At 73.3% G+C, this 19602-nt stretch carries 21 protein-coding genes and 1 pseudogene; 7 read left to right on the top strand and 15 right to left on the bottom strand.

Going from position 1 to position 19602, the window contains the following annotated elements:
- Positions 1-133 precede the first annotated feature (133 nt).
- Together ACZ7MY_RS17950 and ACZ7MY_RS17945 are read left to right on the top strand one after the other, a co-directional pair.
- The gene (locus ACZ7MY_RS17950) at positions 134-1123 is read left to right on the top strand and encodes an aldo/keto reductase (RefSeq protein ID WP_499603285.1); all 990 of its coding nucleotides are present in this window, start codon (positions 134-136) and stop codon (positions 1121-1123) included.
- Entirely contained in the window at positions 1120-1971 is an 852-nt protein-coding gene (locus ACZ7MY_RS17945; protein ID WP_499602862.1) for a helix-turn-helix transcriptional regulator, read from the top strand. The genes ACZ7MY_RS17950 and ACZ7MY_RS17945 overlap by 4 nt, the downstream gene beginning before the upstream one ends.
- A 239-nt stretch (positions 1972-2210) precedes the next feature.
- Here ACZ7MY_RS17945 and ACZ7MY_RS17940 read toward each other — a convergent pair whose 3' ends face one another.
- A complete protein-coding gene (locus ACZ7MY_RS17940; RefSeq protein ID WP_499602860.1) occupies positions 2211-2705 on the bottom strand; it encodes a hypothetical protein in 495 nt (164 codons plus the stop codon).
- Positions 2706-2873: 168 nt separating this feature from the next.
- Between ACZ7MY_RS17940 and ACZ7MY_RS17935 the strand changes: the two genes are divergently transcribed.
- Positions 2874-3131 (top strand): DUF7660 family protein, encoded by a 258-nt coding sequence (locus ACZ7MY_RS17935; RefSeq protein ID WP_499602858.1) that lies wholly within the window; start codon positions 2874-2876, stop codon positions 3129-3131.
- 1869 nt (positions 3132-5000) lie between these two features.
- On the opposite strand, the gene ACZ7MY_RS17930 is transcribed toward ACZ7MY_RS17935, so the two are convergent.
- The 3 genes from ACZ7MY_RS17930 to ACZ7MY_RS17920 form a co-directional block, all read right to left on the bottom strand.
- Complete coding sequence (locus ACZ7MY_RS17930; protein ID WP_499602857.1) at positions 5001-5681, bottom strand: formylglycine-generating enzyme family protein; 681 nt, start codon at positions 5679-5681, stop codon at positions 5001-5003.
- 168 nt (positions 5682-5849) lie between these two features.
- Positions 5850-6449 (bottom strand): DNA polymerase ligase N-terminal domain-containing protein, encoded by a 600-nt coding sequence (locus ACZ7MY_RS17925; RefSeq protein ID WP_499602856.1) that lies wholly within the window; start codon positions 6447-6449, stop codon positions 5850-5852.
- A 13-nt stretch (positions 6450-6462) separates the two neighbouring features.
- The gene (locus ACZ7MY_RS17920) at positions 6463-7029 is read right to left on the bottom strand and encodes a DUF5133 domain-containing protein (protein ID WP_499602855.1); all 567 of its coding nucleotides are present in this window, start codon (positions 7027-7029) and stop codon (positions 6463-6465) included.
- A 125-nt stretch (positions 7030-7154) separates the two neighbouring features.
- Between ACZ7MY_RS17920 and ACZ7MY_RS17915 the strand changes: the two genes are divergently transcribed.
- Positions 7155-7475: a DUF3040 domain-containing protein gene (locus tag ACZ7MY_RS17915; RefSeq protein WP_499602854.1), complete on the top strand. Its 321-nt coding sequence runs from the start codon at positions 7155-7157 to the stop codon at positions 7473-7475.
- Between the two features lie 225 nt (positions 7476-7700).
- Here ACZ7MY_RS17915 and ACZ7MY_RS17910 read toward each other — a convergent pair whose 3' ends face one another.
- The 3 genes from ACZ7MY_RS17910 to modA all read right to left on the bottom strand — a co-directional run bounded on the left by ACZ7MY_RS17910 (position 7701) and on the right by modA (position 10035).
- Complete coding sequence (locus tag ACZ7MY_RS17910) at positions 7701-8216, bottom strand: putative immunity protein (RefSeq protein ID WP_499602853.1); 516 nt, start codon at positions 8214-8216, stop codon at positions 7701-7703.
- Between the two features lie 258 nt (positions 8217-8474).
- Positions 8475-8714: a WhiB family transcriptional regulator gene (locus tag ACZ7MY_RS17905; protein ID WP_499602851.1), complete on the bottom strand. Its 240-nt coding sequence runs from the start codon at positions 8712-8714 to the stop codon at positions 8475-8477.
- 493 nt (positions 8715-9207) lie between these two features.
- Positions 9208-10035 (bottom strand): molybdate ABC transporter substrate-binding protein, encoded by an 828-nt coding sequence (modA, locus tag ACZ7MY_RS17900; protein ID WP_499602850.1) that lies wholly within the window; start codon positions 10033-10035, stop codon positions 9208-9210.
- A gap of 210 nt (positions 10036-10245) precedes the next feature.
- On the opposite strand from modA, the gene ACZ7MY_RS17895 reads away from it, so the two are divergent.
- Positions 10246-11178 (top strand): LysR family transcriptional regulator, encoded by a 933-nt coding sequence (locus tag ACZ7MY_RS17895; protein ID WP_499602849.1) that lies wholly within the window; start codon positions 10246-10248, stop codon positions 11176-11178.
- An 84-nt stretch (positions 11179-11262) separates the two neighbouring features.
- Here the strand turns inward: ACZ7MY_RS17895 and ACZ7MY_RS17890 are convergent.
- A pseudogene (locus ACZ7MY_RS17890) lies at positions 11263-11534 on the bottom strand (carboxymuconolactone decarboxylase family protein); the annotation flags it as partial.
- 687 nt (positions 11535-12221) lie between these two features.
- Between ACZ7MY_RS17890 and ACZ7MY_RS17885 the strand changes: the two are divergent.
- Positions 12222-12398, top strand: coding sequence for a hypothetical protein (locus ACZ7MY_RS17885; protein ID WP_499602848.1), 177 nt, complete (start codon positions 12222-12224; stop codon positions 12396-12398).
- Between the two features lie 46 nt (positions 12399-12444).
- On the opposite strand, the gene ACZ7MY_RS17880 is transcribed toward ACZ7MY_RS17885, so the two are convergent.
- From ACZ7MY_RS17880 to ACZ7MY_RS17860, 5 genes are all read right to left on the bottom strand, one after another.
- On the bottom strand, positions 12445-13659 hold the full coding sequence (locus tag ACZ7MY_RS17880; RefSeq protein WP_499602846.1) for a serine hydrolase domain-containing protein: 1215 nt from the start codon (positions 13657-13659) through the stop codon (positions 12445-12447).
- A 56-nt stretch (positions 13660-13715) separates the two neighbouring features.
- Complete coding sequence (locus ACZ7MY_RS17875) at positions 13716-14519, bottom strand: response regulator (RefSeq protein ID WP_499602845.1); 804 nt, start codon at positions 14517-14519, stop codon at positions 13716-13718.
- Positions 14516-15736, bottom strand: a complete 1221-nt coding sequence (locus tag ACZ7MY_RS17870; protein WP_499602843.1) for a sensor histidine kinase — start codon at positions 15734-15736, stop codon at positions 14516-14518. Before ACZ7MY_RS17870 ends, ACZ7MY_RS17875 begins: the two co-directional genes overlap by 4 nt.
- Before the next feature lie 347 nt (positions 15737-16083).
- Positions 16084-16212 (bottom strand): hypothetical protein, encoded by a 129-nt coding sequence (locus ACZ7MY_RS17865; RefSeq protein ID WP_499602842.1) that lies wholly within the window; start codon positions 16210-16212, stop codon positions 16084-16086.
- A gap of 37 nt (positions 16213-16249) precedes the next feature.
- Positions 16250-16864 (bottom strand): HD domain-containing protein, encoded by a 615-nt coding sequence (locus tag ACZ7MY_RS17860; RefSeq protein WP_499603284.1) that lies wholly within the window; start codon positions 16862-16864, stop codon positions 16250-16252.
- Between the two features lie 476 nt (positions 16865-17340).
- On the opposite strand from ACZ7MY_RS17860, the gene ACZ7MY_RS17855 reads away from it, so the two are divergent.
- A complete protein-coding gene (locus ACZ7MY_RS17855) occupies positions 17341-18543 on the top strand; it encodes a damage-control phosphatase ARMT1 family protein (RefSeq protein WP_499602840.1) in 1203 nt (400 codons plus the stop codon).
- A 12-nt stretch (positions 18544-18555) separates the two neighbouring features.
- Here ACZ7MY_RS17855 and ACZ7MY_RS17850 read toward each other — a convergent pair whose 3' ends face one another.
- Positions 18556-18846, bottom strand: a complete 291-nt coding sequence (locus ACZ7MY_RS17850) for a DUF6295 family protein (protein WP_499602839.1) — start codon at positions 18844-18846, stop codon at positions 18556-18558.
- Positions 18846-19583, bottom strand: a complete 738-nt coding sequence (locus ACZ7MY_RS17845; RefSeq protein WP_499602837.1) for a dienelactone hydrolase family protein — start codon at positions 19581-19583, stop codon at positions 18846-18848. The genes ACZ7MY_RS17850 and ACZ7MY_RS17845 overlap by 1 nt, the downstream gene beginning before the upstream one ends.
- Between the last annotated feature and the right edge of the window lie 19 nt (positions 19584-19602).

Here is a 19602-nt window from a genome sequence, read left to right as displayed (position 1 = left end):
CCACGGGACGGGACGTAGTGTCGTCCTGGGAAGACGGGTCTGAACCGGACGCTGGAAGCCGCTCCGTGCGGGAGGAGGCTGGCCGGGTGGTCGCCGAACAGCGGCGGCCGCCCGGAGGGAGACACGTATGAGCATCAGGACGCACGCGCTCGGCAGCCAGGGACTGACGGCGTCGGTCGAGGGCCTGGGCACCATGGGGATGACCGCCATGTACGGCACCCGGGACGACGCCGGGTCGGTGGAGACGATCCACCGGGCGATCGAGCTCGGGGTGACCCTCTTCGACACCGCCGACATGTACGGTCCCCACAGCGGTGAGGAACTGCTCGGGCACGCGGTGGCGCCCCACCGGGACCGGGTGCTGCTCGCCACGAAGTTCGGCGGGCTGACGCTGGACGAGTCCGGCAAGGTCGTCGGCGGCCCGAACGGGCGGCCCGAGTACCTGCGGCGAGCGGTGGAGGGCTCCCTGCGCCGGCTGGGCACGGACCGCATCGACCTGTACTACCAGCACCGCGTGGACCCGGACGTGCCGGTGGCCGAGACCTTCGGGGCGCTGGGAGAGCTGGTCGCCCAGGGCAAGGTGCGCTACCTCGGCATCAGCGAGGCGTCCGCCGAGACGATCCGCGCCGCCCACGCGGTGGCGCCGCTGTCGGCCGTACAGACCGAGTACTCGCTGTTCACCCGGACCGCGCGGGGCAACGGCGTGCTCGACACCGCACGCGAACTGGGCATCGGTTTCGTCGCCTACGCCCCGCTCGGCCGCGGCTTCCTCACCGGGCGGCTGCGCACCCTGGACGCGCTGCCCCAGGACGACTGGCGGCGCACCGCCCCCCGCTTCAGCGACGAGAACTTCGCGCACAACCTCGCCCTCGCCGACAGGGTGCGCGTGATCGCCGAGAAGCTCGACGTCACGCCCGGGCAACTGGCCCTGGCGTGGGTACTGTCCCAGGGCGTCACCGCCATCCCCGGCACCAAGCGCCGCGCCTACCTGGAGGAGAACGTCGCCGCCGCGGCGCTCACCCTCGACGCCGGCACGCTCGGCGACCTCGACGAGGTGATCGCAGCCGACGAGGTGGTGGGTGAGCGGTACCAGGGGGAGGCAATGAAGGCCGTCCAGGAATGAGCGGAGCCATGCACCACAACGACCTCGGTGGTTTCCTGCGGACCCGCCGCGAGGCACTGCGACCGTCCGACGTCGGACTGATCGCCGGCGGCCGCCGCCGGACCCCCGGGCTGCGGCGGTCCGAGGTCGCCCTGCTCGCGAACATCTCCGTCGACTACTACGAGCGGCTGGAGCAGTCCCGCAACGCCCACCCCTCGCAGGCCATGCTGGCGAGCCTGGCGGGAGCGCTGCGTCTGTCCGTGGACGAGCGCGACCACCTCTACCGGCTCGCCGGCTACGCCCCGCCACGCGCCGGGGGAGCGGGCAGGTACGTCGACCCGGCGATGATGTTCCTCCTCGACGCCTTGACGACGGTGCCCGCGCAGGTCGTGGACGACCTGTCCACGGTGATCGCCCAGAACCGGCTCAGCCGGGCCCTGTTCGGCACGTGGGCACTGGGGGACGTCCGGGCCGGCAACGTGACGTGGCGCTGGTTCACCGATCCGGCGTCGCGCGCGCTCAACGTCGCCGAGGAGCACGAGGCGATCGGCCGCGGCTACGCCGCGGACCTGCGGGTCGCCGCCGCGGGGCGCGGCAGCGATGCGGCGGCGGACCGGCTGATCGCCGATCTGCTGGCGGCCAGCGAGGAGTTCACGCGCTACTGGAACGAGATGGCCGTCAAGCCGATGAGTTCCACGCGGAAGCGGCTGGTGCACCCGCACGCCGGGCCGCTCGATGTGCAGTGCGACATCGTGGTGAGCCCCGCGACGGGCCACCGCATGGTGATCTTCCGGCCGCAGCCGGGCTCGAGTACGGCGGAGCGGTTCGATTTCCTCGAGGTGATCAGCGAGCAGATCCTCGACGTCTGAGCCGCCCGCGGCCAGTTGTGACGAGGACGGGCCCGAACGTATCCGTCCACGGTGTCCAGCAGCCCCGGCGCACGGCCAAGGCCCGGGCCGTCCGGCATGACTCCGGACGGCCCGGGCCTTCGGTTGCCGCGCATGGGGCGGTGCCGCCCGGGTCGCCCCGGCGTACGGCACTGGCGGCACCTGGTTGCCGCAGGCCGGCATCCGCGCACGTGAGCCACGCGGCGCCGGGTGGTCGCGCCTCAGACCGGCTCGGCGGCGTCCGCATTGCTCAGGTCCGCGTCCTGGCCCCGCCGGAAGTAGGCGTACGGCGCCACGGACACACCTTCTGCAATGGCGCGTTCATCGTCCTCGACGGCTGCCGGGTCGAGGTCACCCGCCCACAGCGAGTGCATGGACCACACGGCGAAGCCGGCATGGAAGTCGTGACCGATGTCGGAGGGGGTGCTGGTGTACCCCCGGGCATGGAGCTCGGAGACGACGTCATCGAGAAACCGGTACGTCAACTGGACGCCGTCGAAGGCGGCTTCGGCCTCCCCTCCCTCGCCGCAGTAACTGATCTCGACGAGTTCGACCGTGTCGTCCGCCGCGTAGGTGACCACCAGCATCGGCGAGGTGCGGTAGACCGCGCGCTCGCCGCCGGGGCCGTGATGCGGCAGCCCGATCCGTTCCTCGACGCGCGAACGGTGCTCACCGATCTCGACGAGGCCGACACCACGGCCGGGGACGATCTCCATGCCGCCATCCTCCCAGGGGCCGGAACCGGCGCCGGCCGCAGGTCACGGACCCCTGCGGTCAGCTGTGGCCATGCAGCGGAACCGACCCCGTCCGCCCCACCGTCCCTCCGGACGTCGGCGGCGGCTGGCGCAAGAGACCCCTCGCCGACCGCGTTGTACCCTGCCGCCATGAAGCGGCATCCGAACGACCCGAACGCGGTCGACAGCAGGGAAGCCCTCGCAGCCCACGTCCGCCGACTGCGAGCGGATTTGATGGACAACGCCGACCAGTGGGAGAACGCGACACTGGAGCGTTACCTCGAAGCCCTGGCAGCGTGGATCCAGGCATCGCCGAACTGGTACCGCAACTCCGATCAGCCCATGCCGTCAGACGGTGACTGGAAACTGTTCGCCCGCGCGTTGAGCGCAGCCGTCGTGTACGAGTGATGCCAACGCGATCTGAGAGCCGGAGGCCCAGGTCAGCGGGCCGGATCACTTGCGGAAGAACTGACTCGAAGCCTCGGAACACGGACGCCGCCAGGCCGTGAACGCGTAGCGGATAGGGTCCGATCGTGCAGCGGACCCGAACGTCGGTCGAACGAGGTGTGCCCGAGATCGACGACTACGCGAGGACGAGTGCCAGACTGACCATGTGGGGGTGTCTTGCTGGAATGGTTGTGGCTCTCGCTGTTCCGGTGGGTCTTTTCGTAGTCGTCATGGTGTGGGGGATGCCGACCCCGTAGGCGCCCGTGGCTTTCGGGCCCCCGGGCGGCGTGGCCGGGACGGTCGCGGGTGGAGCGGGGCGGGCGTCAATCCCAGACTCGGTGATCCCAGGCCCAGGGCTTTCCGTCGGATACGCGGTGGCCACGTGCCGCGTGGTTCTGTAGCGTGCCCCCATGACCGACAACCGAAGGGGCAATGCCGCGTAGGCGCCCGTCAGTTCTGCGGGGAAGCCTCCCCGTCCGTTCTTGGACGCGGCGTCGTTACCCGCCCATTGATCGTCTCTCGGGATCCTGCACAGCTGACCTGCGTCGGCTGGAGCGGACCCGCTTCTGGCCCGAAGCCACTGAAGAGGCCTTCTGGCACTGGCAAGCCTATGCCCATGGCCCGCTCAGACACCTTGTGGACCGACGCGCAGATCCTGACTGCGGCATCCCGGAGTGCGGGTGTTACGGCGCCGACTTCCGTGAACTCCTTGAAGCCGTTCTTCACGCACTACCCAGGAAGAGCGCACGTGAGCTGCGCGTTCTCGTACGGACCCTCGACGGACGGATTTTGGCAAGAGCCAAGGTCATCGCTGCTGACAGCCAGGACGCGCCGTGGTGGATAGGTCAGCTGTAGGACGATCGTCAGGCGTCCTCTCAGTTTCGTTGAACGGCCTGCCGCAGGGCCCGGCAGGCCATGACGGGCTGTGCTCAGCCCACCCTGTTGTCAGGGCATGGGCGCGGTGTTGCCGGGCGGGCCCTACAACTGGGCCTGGCCGGGAAGCCGGAGAGCGTCCGGATCGTCGTGTGCGACGAGAAGTCCGACGGGCGAGGCGGTAGCCACGTCGAGTGCGTTGCGGATCTGGTGCGGAAGGAAAGCGCTGCCGGGCCGTCCCGGGTGACCGTGCTGTTGCAGGGCAGACCGGGGCAGGTGACGGAAGCGGTCAAAGGCCCCGGAGGGTAGGTGGATCCCACGTCGACACGGCCCTCTGGCGTGGGCGGAAAGGGTCCTCCTGAGTTTGCTTCCCCTGGCGGCCGCTGGGTTCTGTTGCTGGTTGGCTGTGCGTGCGGCGAGGAAGCCGGAGAGCTAGGGCAGCGGGCGAAGTCGGGGCGGCGGAGTACCTTGCCGGCGACGACGCAGCGGACCAGGTGCTGAGGGAACTCGCGCGGTCGCCGCAAGCCTTCGGCACGTCCTTCGGCGACCTGGCTCCACCCCTGCAGCTCCAGTCCACGTCGTACGAGGACCTGCTTGCGGGGCGACGTGCGAGCTGATTCCCGGCCCTACAGGGGGAACCACTCCGCGAGTTCCTCGGCACCACGGCGGACGTCCCCATCGGGGTCGTCGGCAAGGGCGGCGCACGCGGCCGGAACGCCACGGCCCGCCTCACCCGGCGGTCAGGCCACGTCGAGTGCGGCCGTCCGCAACCAGTCGCCGTGGTGGTCGTCAGCGCGGGCCACGAGCCGCACCGCAGCCAACCACCCATGCCTGAACAGGACTTCAGCGGTGACCCTGGTCACGAACGTGCTCTCCGGATCGAGCAACAGGCGTACCAGGACGGCCGCAGCGGACGCATCTGCGGCATGTGGGGCGAGGCGCGGGCGCGCGTCCTGTCTACGTGTCGCTGTTCGTCGGCACCGGTGCCACCGGACGAACCGCGGTGAAGCCCCGCATCTCGTAGCGCGTGGCGGAGAGCAGGAGCAGCCACTCGTCGCAGCCCTGCCACGGAGAGATGTCGGCGGCGCCTCCGCGCGCCACCCGCGGACCGTCGCCGGTGCGTGGGCGGGCGTCCGTGGGAGCGTCCTCGAAATGGGGGATCCACACGTCGGAGCAGACTTCGTTCGCGGACCCCATCGCCGCCAGCCCGAAGGCGTTCTCGGCCGCGGCCGTGCGTTCCTCGTCGGCGAAGTCGTCGAGCAGCTGGTCCTCGTCCGGCTTCTCATTCCCGCGGAAGGTCAGGGTGGTCGTGCCGGCCCGGGCCGCGTACTCCCACTCCGCCTCGCTCGGCAGCCGGAAGGGCGACGCACCGATCAGGTCGTCCACGTCGTCGAGGTCGTCCTCCAGCCGGGCGGTGGTCGAGTCCGAGTCGGCGTAGTCGTCCTCGTACTCGGGCAGCCAGTGACGGACCTGCGCGACCGTGAGCGGATGCCGGGCGATCATGAACGGCTCGACCCGCACCTCGCGGACCGGCTGGGCCTGGCCGGCGCCGGCGAAGAACCCCCCGATGTGGTCCTCCACGCCGCCCGCACGCTCGATGGCACGGACCGCGTCCAACTCCGCGTCGGACAAGCCCATACGGAACGTCCCACCGGGAACCACCCGGAAGACCACTCCGGAAGGGGTGTGCCGCCAGGCCGCGCGGCCGGCCACGGTCTCTTGAGCCCACATGGGACCGGACGTTAGCAGCCGGGCCGCCCGGACCGGTGAGGGGGTTCCGGAGCGAGCTCCCGTACGCGGTGGAGGTCAGGGACGCACCGGCTCCGTCCCGGCCGCCACCTGCCGCACCGTCCGGCCCGAGTGGGCCGAGCGGGCACGTCGCGGGTCTGTGGAGTGGTGGGCGCAGGCGTGCCGGTCCGCGCGCTTGACCAGCAGCCACGCCTCGCGGTTCCCGTCGGGGCCGCCACGGGTGCGGGTGAGGGAGTAACCGCCGTGCAGCTTGGAGCCGTTCAGCCAGAACGAGGCGTGACCGTGCTCCAGCGCCTCCGCGAACGGCCCGTCGGTGAGCGGCCGGTAGCCGCCCTCGTCCCAGACGATGACCGTGCCGCCGCCGTACTCGCCGGCGGCGATGACGCCCTCGAAGTCGGCGTACTCCAGCGGGTGGTCCTCGGTCGGCACCGCCAGGCGCCTGTCGTGGGGGTCACCGGACGGGCCCTTGGGGACGGCCCAGCTCTTCAGCACGCCGTCCACCTCGAGCCGGAAGTCGAAGTGCAGGGTGCTCGCGTCGTGGATCTGCACGACGAAGCGCGGTCCCGCGCCCGGCTCACGGGCCCCGCCCTCCGGTTCCGGGGTCCGGGCGAAGTCCCGCTTGCGCTGGTAGTCGGCCAGCGCGTCCTTCGCGGGCACGGTCCCCGTCCCCTCAGGTCGCGGGCTGCGGCCCGGGTCCCGGGGACGGGAGCGGCCCCGGTTCCGGCCCGGGACCCGGCGGCGTGGGGTCCGGGGGTACGGGGTCAGGGCCGGGCGGCGGGGGCGTGGGCGGCAGCGGGTCCGGGCCGACCGGAGGCGGCATGGGCCCGGGCGCCGGACCGGGCTCCGGTCCCGTGGGGCCGGGCGACGGCGTGGGGTTCGGGGGCACCGGATCGTTGGGTGGCGTGGCGTTCCTCGTCATGCGTTCCTCCCGGTTCGGGCCTTCTCCGCTGAGGGGCGCGTACCCGGGAGGCCGCCCCTCACTCGGCCCGTCCTCAGGAACCGTGGCGGGAACGTCCGCGGGCCGGGCTCCCGCCGGCCGGGTTCCCGGCGGCCTGGCACGGGCGGTCGCCAGCGCGGCCTCCACGTCCCTGGTGCCGGTGGCGACGCACAGCGCGTCCGCGACGTCCTCCAGCCGCCGGCGCGCCTCGGGCCCGCCGTTCGCGCCGCTCCCGGCGTCCGCCGCCCGCAGCGCCTCGTACTCCTCGACCAGCATGTGCAGGACCACGGGATGAGCCATCAACACGATCGGAATCCCTCCGTCACGACACCGGCACATTCTGCGACTCCGCGACCGCGTACCCCTCATCCCTCCCGCCATTCGGGGTAAAGGACAGGCATGGGCGGGTGGTGGAGGGGGCGGTGATGGAAGGTTCGGGGCTCACGGAGCGCGAACGGCGTGCGCTGGCGGAGATCGAGGACCTGATGCGCGACGACGACGTGCTCGAACGTCAGTTGCGCACGATGCGTCTGGACCCGGAGCCGCAGCCGGGCCCCGGCCCGGCCGAACTGCTGCGGCGGCCACGCACCCTGCTGCTGGCACTCCTGGCGATCGTGTGCCTGGGGCTGCTCATCGCCGCGACCGTGACGACGCTGCTCGCGGTCGTCTGCGCCTTCGTGGTGACGTGGCTCGTGACGCTGGTCGTGGCCGTACGCCTCCCGGGCATGCGCCGCCGCCGCGGCTGATCCGCCGCTCTCGTCCTCTGCGTCCGGGCGAGTACGTGCGGGCGGCCGTCCGGGCGCGGCCTCGGGCGAGGGTGCGCTGTGCCGGGGAGCGGCGTTCAGGGGAGTGATTCGGCCCCCCCAGCGCCCGTGCCTCGTTGTCGCCCCGGCCTTCGCCGCCTTCTTGGGCGAGCGCTTCCCGGCCTCCCTGGGCGGCGGAGGGACGCACCCCCATGGGTGCGGCCCTGCTCAGCAGTCGAACACCGACCAGCAGATGTCGTTCCGCAAGCGCTGGTCGTCCAGTACGAGTTCGCGAACCGCCTCCGGGAGCTGGTCGCGCTGCCACTGGCACTCGCGTCGGCCTGCGGCATCACTGTCGTCCTTCGGCGCGGCAGCGCGTACGGCCTTGATCGCGTAGGCGGCCGCACCGAGTTCGTGCGCGGCGACGTGTGCCACGACCGCGGCCTGGCCGGCGGCGTAGGCGGCATGCCGTGCCGCGCCACGCAGGTCTCGAGCCGCGCCCATGGCATGGCCGCCTGCCGCGCGGGCCTGCATCATCCCGACTTCGCCCCGCACCCAGGCGCGGGCGTGCCCGATCGCCTGGCGCGGTCGTGGGTCCCCGGGCCGAGCCGACTCGAAGAGGTCGAGAACGTGCTCCGCGCAAGCTGCCGCCCACAGGGCGAGGAGATGGTGATCCGGGTCAGTGAGCGTTCCACCGCGGCGGATGGTCGCGAAGCGGGGGTCCCGGACCTTCGGGAGGATCATGGTCGGCATTCCTTCCTGCCGGCATCCGCCCCAGGCCCGGGGACGCGCACCGATCACCTCGCCTCACGGACACCGGGGCGGCGGACTCGTCGACGAGGCGCGCACCCGCGGAGGGATGCTCCCATCGTGCACGACCCGGGCGCCACCGATGCCCTCCGCTCCCCGCGGTCGCGGGAACGGTGTGTGTACGTCTTCGCCGCTGACGGATCCCGACGGCAGTGTTGTGCCGCGTAGTTGACGCGCGGGGCGCCGGGCCGTTCACCCGCTGCGGGCGGCGCGGCGGCGCAGCGCGCGGCGGTCCTCCTCGGAGGTGCCGCCCCAAATGCCGGGGGACTGGCCCGTACTGAGGGCCCACTCGAGGCAGTCGCCGACCACCGGGCACCTCTCGCAGACCGCCTTGGCGCGGGCTTCCTGCCCCGCGCCCGGGCCCGACGAGCCGACCGGGAAGAACAGTTCTGGATCCTCGTCTGCGCAAGCGGCGCTTCGCCACCAGCCCATCGTTTCGACTCCTTCCGGAGGAAGCGTTCGGGGGTGTCACGGACGTTGCCGTGATGCGTCGCGTACCCGCTGCGCCGGAGGCAATGCCGGCCGATCGGATGCGGATGTGCGAACGGCCGGAAGTGGTCCCGGCCGACCAGGGCGTCCCACGGGCGGCACCGACTGCTCGCCGTCGAGATCGCCGACCCTGACGTGATCAAGGCCGGTGGAACCGATCGGCACCCGGAAGCGGGACGCGGGGACCGGCTCCCGGTGCACAATCGCACGCCGGGGGTTGAGGACCGCCACCGGGAGCCGTACGCCGCCCGCCCGGCCGCGCGGGCCGTGACGGGTGCGGGCGCGTGGCAGGCGCGGCGGCGGTGGAGCGGACGGGGCTCCGCGGCGCTGAGGCGGACGTCGCCGCCGTCCCGCCTCGTCGGCTCGGAGCCCCCTCCGTCCGCTCCCGTTCACACGACGGGCGACCGACTGCCGTCCCGCCGGGAGCCGGTGCCGGTCAGGGGTTGAGGAAGCCGGCGTCGCTGAGGACCTTGCGGCCCTGGTCGGACTGGACGAGGGCGATGAAGGCCTCGGCGGTGGGGGCGTTGGGGGCGTCCTTGAGGAGGACGATGGGGTAGTCGTTGACGGCGCCGGCGGACTCGGGGAAGTCCACGCCCTCGACCTTGCCGGCGGCGGCCTTGACGTCGGTCTTGTAGACCACGGAGGCGTCGACCTCCTTCAGTTCCACCTTCGTCAGGGCGCTCTTGACGTCCTGCTCGTAGGAGACGGGGGTGAGCTTGAGGCCGGCGCCGTCCAGTGCCTTCTGCGCGGCTGCGCCGCAGGGGACTTCCTTGGCGCACAGGGCGACCTTGATGCCGGACTTGGTGAGGTCCTTGAGCGTGGCGACGTCCTTGGGGTTGCCGGGGACGACGGCGATCTCCAGCTGGTTGCGGACGAAGGTCGCGGGCTCGCCGGCGGCGTCCTTGGCGTCGGTGACGATCTGCATGGTCTTGGCGGAGGCGGCCGCGAAGACGTCGGCGGGGGCGCCGGAGGTGATGCTGGCGGCGAGGGCGTCGCTGCCGCCGAAGTTGAAGGTGACCTTGGTGCCGGGGTGAGCCGCCTCGAACTCCTTGCCCAGTTCGGTGAAGCTCTCCTTGAGCGAGGCCGCGGCGAAGACGGTGACCGTGCCCGTCAGTTCGTCCGCGGAGGACGTGCCCGCCGAGGGCGAGGACGACGCGGAGGCGCCGGCGGAGTCGTCCGAGGACGAGCAGGCGCTGAGGGCCAGCAGCACCGCGGTTCCTCCGACGGCCAGCTGAAGGGTCCGGCGGTGCGTGGGACGGGTCATCACAGGGCTGCTCCTCCGAGTCTCGGTCTCTACGGTCTCTCGACGACCACGTTGGTCGACTGTATGCAATGACCGCGAGGTGATCATAGCCAACGCAGATGCGGGCTTGAATACCCCTACCGCATTGCATCAGCAGGCTCATCGCGAGAAGAGGCTCGCAAGTGCCGCACCCGGCTCCCGAGCCGGTGCAGGTGTGTGCGACCGTGAGCCATGCTGCTTCGTCAACTGGAGTACCTGGTGGCCCTGGCCAGGGAACGGCACTTCGCGCGTGCCGCCGACGCCTGCTTCGTCTCGCAGCCCTCGCTGTCGGCGGGCATCCGCAAGCTGGAGCGCGAGCTGGACGTGCCGATCGTGCGGCGCGGCCGCCGTTTCGAGGGGCTGACCCCGGAGGGCGAACGGGTGCTGCTGTGGGCGCACCGCATCCTGGCCGAGCGGGACGCGCTGCAGCAGGAGCTCTCCGAGATGCGCGGGGGGTTGACCGGCACGTTGCGGCTCGGCGCGATACCCACCGCGCTGACCGCCGCCTCCTTGCTGACGACGCCGTTCTGCGAGCGGCACCCGGGGGTGCGGGTCAGCCTGGAGTCACTGTCCTCGCGGGAGATCAGCGACCGGCTCGGGGAGTTCGAGCTCGACGTCGCGATGACGTACCTGGACGACGATGCCCTGCGCCAGGTGCGGCGCTTCCCGCTCTACGAGGAGCGCTACCTGCTGCTGACCCCCGACGACACGCCGCCGGCGGCGTTGCCGGTGGCGCGCTGGGAGCAGGCCGCCGCGCTGCCGTTGTGCCTGTTGTCGTCGCGGATGCGCAACCGCCGGATCATGGACGAGTGCTTCGCCGCGGACGGGGTCACCGCGGCGCCGGCCGTCGAGACGGACTCCGTCGCCGGGCTGTACGCGCACCTTGCGGGTTCGGGCGGGCGCTGGTCGAGCGTCATCTCGCACGCCTGGCTGCACATGTTCGGGGTGCCCCCGGGGATGCGCGTGGTGCCGCTGGAAGGGCCCGCGCACGGCCCCCGGGTGGGGCTGGTGATCGCCGACCGGCGGCCCGAACCGGTGCTGGCCAGGGCCCTGTTGGCGATCGCCCGCCAGGCCCGGGTGCGCGACGCGCTCGACGCCCTGGTGGAAGCGCACCTGGGCGGCTGACCGGCCGCCGAGCACGGCTGGTGAGCCGCGCGCCGCACATCGATCACGTCCCCGTCCCCGCGACCGGTGTTCGCGCAGCCACCGTCAGCGGGCCGCCCTCCCGTCCTCGCCGGTGACCTTGCCGGTGCTGAGGGCGATCCTGTGTTCCAGGTGTTGCTGGTGAGGAGCAGGGCGAGGACACGGTCCAGCTCCGCGTCGTCGAAGTGGCGGGCCGCCTCGGCGTAGACGTCGTCGGCACGCCGCCGTGGGAGACGAGGGTGACGGCCTCGGTTCAGGGCGAGGGCGGCCCGCTTTGTCTCCGTGAAGAAGGTGCGGGCCTCCCGCCACGCACTGATCATGTGCAGCCGGGCACTCGAAGCCCTGCTCCGGGCCCTGCCGCCCTCCGACGCCTGAGCCCTCCCACGGAGACCCCCGCCCCGGGGCCGCCCGGCAGCCGGCCCCCCGGCCCGCGGCCGACGTCCGACCGGTCACCCGGTCGGGCGGCGGGGGGTGCGGCGGTGATCTCCCGGCGTGAACCTTGCTGGGGATCGCCCCCGTCCCCAGTCCCTCCGGGAGGACACATGCGGAACCGCGCAACCGGGCCCTCGCCGGAGAGGACGGAACGGTCACGCCGGGCGGGCGCGTGGATGGCGGCCGTGGCACTGGCCTCCGGCACCGTTGCCGCCGCGGCACCGACGGGCAGCGCCCATGAGGCTCCCGCGATGCCCGCAGCGGCCCGCGGGGGCGGCCAGAGCACGGCACACCCGTGCTTCTTCTCACCGGCGTTGCCCGGCTACTGCCCGGGACCCCCGGGCCGGCACGGGCCTCCCGGACCACCCGGACCACCCGGACCTCCCGGCCCCTCGGGCCCGGCCGGCCCTGCGGGACCCCCGGGCCCGGCAGGGCCGCCAGGGGCGTCGGGTGCGCCGGGCTCCGCGGGCCCGTCGGGTCCTGCCGGTCCTGCCGGTCCTGCCGGTCCCTCCGGTCCCCCTGGTCCGCCCGGACCGGTCCGTACGACGAGGGTCACCAGTCAGCCGGTACCCACGGACACCGAGGGCGACTCCGTGGCGACCGCCCCGTGCCCGCCGGGCACCACGGTGACCGGAGGGGGCGTCACGTTCCTCACGGGGCCGCCCGTTCCCGTACGGTCCTCGGACCTGGTCGGCAACGGCTGGACGGTGGTCGTCCCCGCGTCGGAGCAGCCCAGCACTTTCGTGGCGTCGGCGATCTGCGCCCAGTGAGCGAGGCGCCCGCTGCCGGCCCGGCGCGGGGAACGGCCGGGCCGTCTCAGGCGGACGGAGGCCCGAACGCCGCCACGAGCAGGGCCAGTTCCGTGGGGTTCATACCCTCGCCCTTCGCGTCGGTGGCACCGACGTTCACCACCATCGTGCGGGACAGGTCGCGGGTCGCTGCGACGACGCTGGTGTAGCCGTACCGGCTGCCCGTCTTGCCCCAGACCTCGCGGCCGCCGAGGGTGACCACGGACAGCCCCGCGCTGTACGAGGCCGGGGCGCCCGAACCGTACTCGCGCACCGAGGGCGCGGGCAGGGTGAACATCTCCTCCAGCTGCGGCCGCGGCACCACGCGGCCGGTGAACAACTCTCGCAGGAACCGTTCCAGGTCGGCGGCGGTCGAGATGACATCACCCGCCGCGTAGCCCTCCGTCTGGCCCCACACCGTCACGTCGCGGAGCTCGGTCGAGCCGTCGGGGCGCGGAAAGGCCTGGTAGCCGTGGTTGTGGGGGCCCTTGATGCGCGGGTCGGTGCCGGGGTAGGAGGTGTTCCGGAGCTGCAGCGGCCGCAGTATCCGCCGACCGACCTCCTCCTCGTAGGCGTGTCCGGTGACCTTTTCGACGAGCAGACCCAGCACGGTGTAGTTGATGTTGAGGTAGTGCTGTTGCGTGCCGGGCGCGAACTCGGGTGTCTTCGCGGTCGCGTTCCCGACCATGTCCTCGGGCGTGAAGAGGTCGAACCGGTGGGCGTAGGCCCCCTCGACGGTGTCGGCCGGCATGTCGGCCGCCGGGATGCCGCTCGTGTGGTCGAGCAACTGCCGTACGGTGACGCCCCCGTACGCCGCGGGGATCAGCGCGGGCAGGTAGTGGCGCGCGGGCGCGCCGAGGTCCACCTTCCGCTCGGCGGCGAGTTGCAGGACCACCGCCGCCGTGAACACCTTGGTCACCGAGCCGGCCCGGAAACGGCCCTGCGGATCGGCCGGGCGTCCGCTGTCCAGGTCGTGCACACCCGCGCTGCCGCGCCAGGTGCCGTCGGTGCCGCCGACGCGGACGAGCGCCGCGGTGGTGCCGGAGTCGGGCAGCGAGCCGAGCGCCGCGCACAGCGCCGCGGTGTCGAGCCCGCCGGTGTGCGCGGTGGAAGCGCACGCGGACGGCGACAGGGGTGGAGCGGCCACCGCCGCCCGGGCCGCCGGGAAGGTCACGGCGCTCAGGGCGAGGACGGCGGCCAGGGCGGTACGGGTGCGCGTGGAGGTGCGGGCACGGGTGTTCATCGTGTGGTCTCCTGACGACGGGGAACGGCTCGAGCCGTTGCCTGCCATCCTGTTGATCACCGCCCCCGAGCGGATCGCCCGGGCGAGGGGTCTTGCCGCGGGCCCCGGCTCGCCCGCGCGGGGGAGGGGGCCGGACCGGCTCCCCCGGCAGGGGGATCGCCGGCCGGGTGCCCGGCGGCGGCCGCTTCCCCCGCGGCGGCCGGTTCCCCCGCGGTCACGAGTCCGGTCTCGTACGCGCAGATGACGGCCTGGATGCGGTCCCTGAGCCCCAGTTTCGCCAGCACGTTGCCGACATGGGTCTTCACGGTGTGCTCGCTGACCGTCAGCGCGGCCGCGATCTCGGCGTTGGACAGCCCCCGGGCGAGGTGCAGCAGCGTCTCGCGCTCCCTGGCGGTCAGCGCGTCGAGCGGTGCCGAGGGAGGCGCCCAGGCCGGCCGGGGCCGGCGCCGGTACTCCTCGACCAGCCGGCGCGCCACGGTGGGGGCGAGCAGGGAGTCGCCCGCGGCCACCACCCGCACCGCGTGCACCAGGTCGTCGCGTCTGACGTCCTTGAGGAGGAAGCCGCTCGCCCCCGCGCGCAGCGCCTCGTACACGTACTCGTCGGAGTCGAAGGTGGTGAGCATGATCGTCCGGCAGCCGGTCGCGGCGCTGATGGCGCGGCACGCCTCGATCCCGTCCGTGCCCGGCATCCTGACGTCCAGGAGCGCCACGTCCGCGCCCTGGAGCCGTACGGCTTCCGCCGCCGCGGCGCCGTCAGCCGCCTCCGCGACCACCTCGATGCCGGGCTGGGCGTCGAGGATCATGGCGAAGCCGCTGCGCACCAGCTCCTGGTCGTCGGCCACCACCACGCGAATCGTCACCCGTCCACCTCCGTGAAGTCGTCCGCCACCGGGAAGCGCACCCTCACCCGGAATCCCGTGCCGCCCGGGCCCGGGCCCGTCTCGACGGTCCCGCCGTGTGCCGCGGCCCGCTCGCGCAGCCCGATCAGACCGTGCCCCGTGCCACCGCCCGGCCCTCCGGCGGTGCCGGCCACGGCGCCCCTGCCGTCGTCGGTGACCGTCACCTCCACGGCCCCGGCGCCCAACTCGACGCTTACCACGGCCGATTCGGCGGACGCGTGTCTGACCACGTTGGTCAGCGACTCCTGCACGATCCGGTAGACGGTCGCCTCGGCGGCCGGCGACAGGGACCCCGGAAGGCCCACGGGCACGTACGCGACGGCGAGGCCGCCCGAGGCCACCTGCTCCACGAGCAGCGGGAGGTCCACCAGGGCGGGCAGCGGCTTGCGGGACGCGGGCTCCGGGACCCCCGTGTCCTGCCTGAGCACCCCCAGCATCCTGCGCAGCTGCGCCATCGCGTCACGCCCCGTCCCGGAGATGGCCTCGAACGCCGCCTCGGCACGCTCCGGCGCCGTACGGACCGCGACCGGTCCCGCCTCCGCCTGCACCACCATCAGGCTCACCGCGTGCGAGAGGATGTCGTGCATCTCCCGCGCGATCCGGGCCCGTTCCGCTGCCGCCGCCTGCTCCCGTTCGATGCGGTTCGCCCGCTCCAGCTGGGCCGCCCGGTCCTCCAAGGCGGCCGTGTAGGCCTTGCGGGTGTGCGTGAGACGGCCGAATCCGTAGGCCGCGCCGAAGAGGAACAGTGAGAACAGCAGCTCCCTGGCCTCACCGGAGTTCAGCGCCACCGACGGGAAGATCAGCGCCAGCGTTCCCGCGGCCACGGGGACACGCCATCTGGCCGGCGTCAGCTCGGCGACCGTGTAGAGCGCCACCAGCGCGTTGTACGGGAGGGGCTGCCCCGGCCCGTCGACCGTGAACCGGTAGAGCGCCTGCGCGGCGAGGACAGCGGCGAGCACGGCCACCGGCGCCCTGCGCCGCCACAACAGGGGCAGCACGCCGAGCGCCGTCAGGCCGTACGACGCCCAGGTGGCGGGCGGCAGTGACGGCGAGCGCGGCACGACGAACGGGATGGTCTCGGCCGCCAGTACGAGCAGCGTCAGCCCCGCGTCCACCGCCCAGGGGCCGGCGAGCGGCAGCCGCAGACGCGATGCGAGGAGCCTCGAACGGTCGGTCACCGGCACGGCCTGCCCGTTCCCGCCCTCAGTCCGAACCGTGCAGCCCGCGGCCCCGGTTCCGGCCGGCCGCCCGTGCGGGACGCGATCCCTGCCGGCGGCCGGTCCGGGCCCTCCGTCGCCGTGCACCCGGTCATCCCTGCCACTTCCGTTCCCCGCGTCGTGAACGCCGGTCCCGACCCTGCCAGGACCCGGCCCGATACGTCGACCCTGCCGGGCGGTGATCGCCGGCGGGACCATCATCTCGCGGCCGGTCGTGCACCCGAACGACACCGAGGGAGGGGCGTCTCGCGCCGCCGGTGCCTCTCCGGGCCGGGAACGAGGAGGCACGAGGCGCCCGTTGACGGCGGTCAGTCCGCCACACAGGGGCTGGTGGCCGAGACACGCACTTCCAGGTAGCCGGTTCGGGCGAGCACGGGCCCGGCCGCGTCGACGACGTCGCCGTTCGCGTGGACCGTGATGCGGATCTCGCCCCGCATGACGATCTCCGGGTCTGGCCCCGCCGGTGACGCCGCCTCACGCACCGCCGGGCTCGGGCGCCCAGGAAGTGCGGCCCACCGCGCCCCGGACCGCGGGGAACGAGGAGTGGAAGTCCAGCCGCCGGTCCGCGTCGGCGGCGACGCCGGCGAGGAACCCGTCCAGCGCCAGGAACACCTCCCAGCGCTCGTCGCCGGTCGCTCCGGCCAGCCGGTCCACGACCAGGTCCTCCAGTTCGGTGACGCGCTTTCCCTTCCAGACCTTGTCGGCCACGCTCACCAGCAGGTCCTCCATGGTGACGGCCGCGTCCGTCCACGAACCGTGGGTGGCCGCGAACCGTGCCAGGCGCGGCGCGACGCCCCGCGCCAGCAGCAGCGTGCGGCCCGCGTCCTCGTGGGCGCTGCCCGGGCCCGACAGTTCGGCGACGTGCAGTGCCTTGCCGATGTCGTGGGTGGCCGCGCCGAAGAGCACGGCCTCCCGGTCGACGGCCAGGGCCGGGCTGTACCGCCCCACCCATGCGACCAGTTCGTACGCCACGTCGTGCACCAGTCGCAGGTGGGCCGCGAGCCTCGGCGGGGCGTCCACGTCCCGCAGCAGGCGCGCGACCTCGGGCGGCAGCGGCCGTTCCCGTCCCTGGGTGAGGGCCCGGTCCAGCCGCGACCCCGGCCCGGAACCGCCGATCCCGGCGGTGGCCCCGGCGTCGCGCAGCGCGGCGACGGCCGCCTCGGCGTCCGCCTCCGGCACGTCCCGCAGCACGGCCACCGGGGTCCTGTCCGTGAGGGACCGGCACCGCTCCGCGTCCAGACCCGTCAGGAGCCCCAGCGCGGTCACGACGTCCGTCACGCGCGGCCCCACCTCCCCGAGCACGACCGTCGCCGGCATGCCGTCCCCCGCTCCCGTCTGCCCTGCCCCGCCCATGCGTCCTCCCCGTACATCCGCACATCCCCGTACATTCCCGTGTATCCGGGCGGGTCCGACCCGCTCCCGGCCGACCTGCCGCGGACAGCGTGCCCGAGGCCGCCCCGGAGGGGAACCGCGCGTACGGCCCGGATGCCCCACTTCCCCTCCGCTTCCTGTGACAATGCCCGCGACGGCTGCCCCCGCCCCCGACCGCTGGAGGACGACGACGCATGGGTGGACACCCCGAGGACACCTCCGGCCCCCGGCTCCCGCAGGCACCGGCGATCACCTGTGACGAGCCCGGGTCCTTCGCCCGGAGCGTCTTCCAGGAGCGGCACCCCGTGCTGGTACGGCGCATCCTGGACGCCGTCCCGTACGGCCCGGAGCGCCGCCGGGGCTTCGCGGCACTCCTGGAGGAGTCGCGCTCCGGCACGGTCGCCGCGTTGCCGCAGGACGCGCCGGACCGGGCGGTCTGGGAGGAGTGGGGCGAGGGCCGCTTCGGGCGGCCGTGGCCCGAACTGCCCTTCCTGTGGTCCGAGTCGTACTTCTACCGCCGGCTCCTCGACCCCGCCGGATACCTCGCCGCGGGGGCGTGGCACGGCGTCGACCCGTTCGCCCCCTTCAAGGACGCCGAGCTGGACGGTCCCGGCTTCGCCGCCGACCTCGCCGCCCTCGACGCGCTGCCCGGGCTCGCCCCCGGCGAGCGGGAACGGACGCTGCTCGCGGCCGCCGTGTGGGGCAACCAGGCCGACCTCGGCTTCACGATGGTGGCCGGGTCCGCCGACCCGGAGGCCTCCGGCACGTTCGTCGCCGACGAGTCGGAGCGGTTGTGGTCCCTGCTGGACGGCGGCACCGTCGTCGTGGTCGCCGACAACAGTGCCCGCGAGATCCTGGCCGACCTCGCCCTCGTCGACCACATCCTCGTGAGCGGACGCGCCCGCGAGGTCCAACTGCTCGTCAAACCACGCCCGTACTACGTCTCCGACGCCACCACCCAGGACGTCCTTTCCTGCCTGCGCCGGATGACCGCCGCCCCTGGTGCGGCCGGGGAGGCCGCCCGCATCGGCGGACGGCTGCTCGCGGCCCTGCGCGAGGGCCGGCTCGCCCTGGTCGCGCACCCCTTCGCCTGCGCGCCGCTCGGCTACCGCGACATGCCGGACGATCTGCGGGAGCGGTTCGCGGCGGCGCGGCTGACCGTGATGAAGGGCGACCTCAACTACCGGCGCCTGGTGGACGACAGGCTGTGGCCCCCGACCGTGCCGTTCGCGGAGGTCACGGCCTGGTTCCCCGGCCCGCTCGCCACCCTGCGCACCCTCAAGTCGGACACCGTCACCGGGCTCGCCCCGGAGACCGTGGCCCGGCTGGACGCCGGCGGCACCGCATGGCGCACCAGCGGTACGCACGCCCTGGTCCAGGTCACGGTCCCGGGGTGACGGCCCGTCCGGTCAGTGCGCCGCCGGCGCGGTCCGCCCGGAGGAGGCCAGCCCCGGCGGGGCCGCCGCAAGGGCGGAGCGGATCGCGTCGACCAGCGCCAGCGCCGCCTCCTCGGTGAGCTCGACGGCGACCCGGGCCGAGGGGCCCAGCGCCGGGTTGAGGAAGTCGATGTTGACGGTGTGCTCGTACGGCGCGTGCTGCGGGTGGTCGACGTAGACCATGGCCTCGGTCAGCCCGAACCAGCCCTGGGCGCCCTTGCCGCTGCCCTCGATGCGGATCTTCTCGGTGAGGTACGTGCACATCAGAGGTTCTCCCTGAAGAAGGCCAGGACCTTCGACCAGCCGTCGACCGCCGCGTCGGGGCGGTAGCTCGGACGGTTCACGGCGAAGAAGGCGTGGCCCGCGTTCTCGTAGGTGTGGAACTCGTACGGCTTGCCATGCGCCTTGAGCTCCGTCTCCAGTTCGGCGACGTGCTCGGGGGAGGGGTAGCTGTCCTCGGCGCCGAACAGGCCCAGCAGCGGGCCGCGCAGGTCCTTCGCCAGGTGGACGATCGGCTCGACCTGGAGCGGGAAGCCCTCCGGCGGCCGGCCCGCGACGAAGGCGCCGTAGCAGTCGACACCGGCCTGCACGTCCAGCGAGGCCAGGGCGAGGAACGCCTGGCGCCCACCGGAGCAGTAACCGATCACGCCGACCTTGCCGTTGGACGACGGCAGGCCGCGCAGGTACGCGGCGGCGCCCGCGGCGTCACCCAGGAACCGCTCGTCGGGCACGCCGCCCTGGGCGCGCGCCGCCGCGGCCGCGTCGTCCGGCGAGGCGCCCGGCGCCTCGCGGCTGTAGAGGTTCGGGCAGACGGCGGCGAAGCCCTCCGCCGCGAGCCTGCGGGTGATCTCCTTGGTGGGGTCGTCGTAGCCGGGCATGTGGTGGATCACCACGACGCCGCCGTACGGACCGGGGGCCATGGGGCGGGCGGAGTACGCCTCGATGCGGTCGCCGCCGTGACCGGTGACGGTCACGGTCTCGGCGAGGAGTGCGTCATACATCTGCGTCGGTCCTTCCGGG

The organism is Streptomyces sp. NPDC111520 (genome assembly GCF_055635295.1).
The sequence above is the reverse complement of the archived record's forward strand: the minus strand, read 5'-3'. Positions and strand labels throughout refer to the sequence as shown.